The organism is Geodermatophilus sp. SYSU D00700 (assembly GCF_054050255.1).
This window is the reverse complement of record NZ_JBJGZA010000073.1, coordinates 1-3,071: the sequence shown is the minus strand read 5'-3', so window position 1 is coordinate 3,071 and position 3,071 is coordinate 1. Positions and strand designations below refer to the sequence as shown.

General features: G+C 78.2%; 4 protein-coding genes. All 4 read right to left on the bottom strand.

Going from position 1 to position 3,071, the window contains the following annotated elements:
- Nucleotides 1-98 precede the first annotated feature (98 nt).
- The 4 genes from ACI79V_RS24290 to grpE are packed head-to-tail and all read right to left on the bottom strand — an operon-like array spanning nt 99 to nt 2,939.
- Nucleotides 99-620: a MarR family winged helix-turn-helix transcriptional regulator gene (locus ACI79V_RS24290; protein WP_456893489.1), complete on the bottom strand. Its 522-nt coding sequence runs from the start codon at nt 618-620 to the stop codon at nt 99-101.
- Nucleotides 617-1,090 carry a heat shock protein transcriptional repressor HspR gene (locus ACI79V_RS24285; protein ID WP_456893487.1) on the bottom strand — a complete coding sequence of 158 codons (474 nt, stop codon included), beginning with the start codon at nt 1,088-1,090 and terminating at the stop codon, nt 617-619. Before ACI79V_RS24285 ends, ACI79V_RS24290 begins: the two co-directional genes overlap by 4 nt.
- Entirely contained in the window at nt 1,087-2,310 is a 1,224-nt protein-coding gene (gene dnaJ, locus ACI79V_RS24280; RefSeq protein WP_456893485.1) for a molecular chaperone DnaJ, read from the bottom strand. The genes ACI79V_RS24285 and dnaJ overlap by 4 nt, the downstream gene beginning before the upstream one ends.
- A gap of 44 nt (nt 2,311-2,354) precedes the next feature.
- Nucleotides 2,355-2,939, bottom strand: a complete 585-nt coding sequence (gene grpE / locus ACI79V_RS24275) for a nucleotide exchange factor GrpE (RefSeq protein WP_456878071.1) — start codon at nt 2,937-2,939, stop codon at nt 2,355-2,357.
- Nucleotides 2,940-3,071 lie beyond the last annotated feature (132 nt).

Sequence of the window (3,071 nt, the reverse complement as noted above, 5' to 3'; positions counted from 1 at the left end):
GCGCCCCACCCCCCCCCCCCCCCCCCCGAGCCCCCCCCCCCCCCCCCCCCCCCCCCCCCCCCCCCCCCCCGCCCCCCCCCCCCCCCCCCGGGCCGGGGTCAGAGGCCGGTCGCGCTCTGCTCCTCGCGGGCCTCGCCCAGCCGGTTGAGCCGGGCCAGCAGCTCGGCGAGGGTGGCGACGTCGTCGGCGGGCCAGCCGGAGAGGTCGGCCTCCCAGCGCGCGCGGCGCGCATCGCGGATGCGGGACAGCCGCTCGGCGCCCTCGGCCGACGGGCGCAGCACCTGGGCCCGGCCGTCGCCCGGGTCGGGCTCGCGGTCGACCATCCCGAGCGCCACCAGCGACGCCACCTGCCGGCTCACCGTGCTCTTGTCCAGGCCGAGCCGGGCGACCAGGTCGCTCGCGCGCAGCGGGCCGGTGTCGGCGAGCAGGGCCAGCAGGCCGTAGGCCGCGCCGTCCAGGTCGGAGTGCAGCTCGCGGGCCAGCCGGGCGGAGATGGCGCGGGAGCGGCGCAGGAGCAGGCCGATCTCGCGTTCCAGCCGCACGAAGGACTCGTGCTGCGCCGCGCCGGTGTCGCCCACGTCCCCCTCGACGACGGCGCCCCGCGCGGGGTTCCCGCTCACCGGGTCTCCCGGGGCCGCCAGACGACCAGCGCGGAGGTGGCCTGCCGGATCGGGACGAGGTCGGCCCGGGTGTAGGAGCCGGCGAAGGAACCGTGCACCGCGGCCTCGGCGGCCGCCCGGCGGCGCTCGGCCTCCTCGAGCTCGCCGATCAGCTCGTGCACCCGCTGCTGCAGGGCCTCGACCTGGGACTCCAGGTCGATGATCCGCTTGATGCCGGCGAGGTTGACGCCGTCCTCCTGGGACAGGCGCTGGACCTCCCGCAGCAGCGCGACGTCGCGGGGGCTGTAGCGCCGCCCGCCGCCGGGCGTGCGGCCGGGGGTCACCAGACCCAGCCGGTCGTACTGGCGCAGCGTCTGGGCGTGCATGCCGGCCAGCTGGGCGGCCACGGAGATCACGAAGACCGGCGCGTCGTCGGCGACGGCGCGGGCGCCGTCGCGGCGCTCGCGCTCCTCGGCGTGCGGCGCGCTCACCGGGTGCTCCCCCGCTCGGCACTGCGGGCCTGCGCGGCCGCGGTGATCTGCGGGCGCGGGTCGCCGAGCTCGGCGTCGAGGGTCTTCACCGCCCGCTCGGCCTCGCCCGAGAGCCGCTGCGGCACGGCCACCTCGACGGTGACCAGCAGGTCACCGGACCGGCCGCGCCCCGGGACGCCCCGGCCCCGGACCCGCAGCGTGCGCCCGCTCGCGGTGCCGGCGGGCACCTTGAGGGTGACGTTGCCCTCCAGGGTGGGCACGGTGAGCGTCGTACCGAGCACCGCCTCGGGGAAGGTGATCGGCACGGTCAGGGTGAGGTCGTCGCCCTTCCGGCCGAACAGCTCGTGCTCGCTGACGTGCACCACGACGAACAGGTCGCCGGCCGGGCCGCCGCGCCGTCCGGGTGCGCCCTTGCCGGCGAGCCGGATGCGCTGACCGTCCCGGACGCCGGCCGGGATCCGCACGGTGATCGTGCGGGTCTGGGTGGTGACGCCGTTGCCCGCGCAGGTGGGGCACGGGTCGTCGACCACCTGGCCGGTGCCGCGGCAGTTCCGGCACGGCTCGGAGAAGGCGAACGCGCCCTGGCTGCGGCTGGTGACGCCGGCGCCGCCGCAGACCTCGCAGGTGTGCGGGCTGGTACCCGGCTTCGCGCCGCTGCCGGCGCAGGTGGGGCAGGTGCCCGGGCTCTGCATCCGCAGCGGCACGGTCACGCCGAGGACGGCCTCGTCGAACGACAGCGTCGCCTCGGTCTCGACGTCCTGGCCGCGGGCCGGCCCGGACGCCGCCTGCGAGCGCGCCCGGGCCGAGCCGGCCGCCGTCCCGCCGCCGCCGAAGAGGTTGCCGAACAGGTCGCCGAGCCCTCCGGCCCCGGCCCGCCCGGCGTTGCCCGCGGCCCCGAACAGGTCGCCGAGGTCGAAGGGCTGGCCGCCTCCGGCGCCGGGGAAGCCACCGGGGAAGCCGGCCCGGGCACCGGCACCGCCGGACCCGAACAACCGCCGGGCCTCGTCGTACTCGCTCCGCCGCTTGGGGTCGGAGAGCACGTCGTAGGCCTCGGAGACGTCCTTGAACCGGGCCTCGGCGTCGGCGTTGCCGGGGTTCTTGTCCGGGTGCAGGTCGCGGGCCAGCTTCCGGTAGGCCTTCTTGATCTCCGCGGCGTCGGCGTTCTGGGAGACGCCCAGCGCCTTGTAGTAGTCCTTCTCGATGAAGTCCCGAGTGCTCATCGGGCGCCTCCTCTCCTCGCGTCTCCGCTACCGGCCGGCAGCCCTCACCCGGCGGCCGGGGTCTCCCCCGGCGCACCGTCGGCGGCCGCGTCCACGGTGGCCGGGTCCGCGGGAGCGGCCGCGGCGCCGGACGGGTCGCTCACCGCGACCATCGCCGTGCGCAGCACCCGGTCGCCGCGGCGGAAACCCTGCCGCAGGACCGTCGTCGCCGTCGGCACGCTCACGTCGTCGGACGTGTCGTGCAGGACGGCCTCGTGCAGCGCCGGGTCGAACGGGTCGCCGGCGACGCCGAAGGCCTCGACGCCCAGGCCGTCGAGCAGCCCCAGGACGCGGTCGGCCACGACCTTGAAGGCGCCGGTCAGGTCGCCGTGGTCCCGGGCCCGCTCGATGTCGTCGACGATCGGGAACAGCTGGGCGGCGAACCGCTCGGCCGCCTGGTCGACCACCAGCGCGCGGTCGCGGTCGACCCGCCGCCGGTAGTTGGCGTACTCGGCCGTGACCCGCTGCAGGTCCTCGGTCCGCTCGGCCAGCTGCCGCGACAGGTCGCCGTCGCCGACCCTGTCGCCGGCCGTGGTGCCGGCCGCGACCTCCTGCACCGGGACCCCGGTGGCCGTCTCGTTCTCGCTCATGCGCTCCCCTGGCGATGCGTGGGTGGGCGGGCCCGGTGGGGGGGGGGGGGGGGGGGGGGGGGGGGGGGGGGGGGGGGGGGGGGGGGGGGGGGGGGGGGGGGGGGGGGGGGGGGGGGGGGGGGGGGGGGGGGG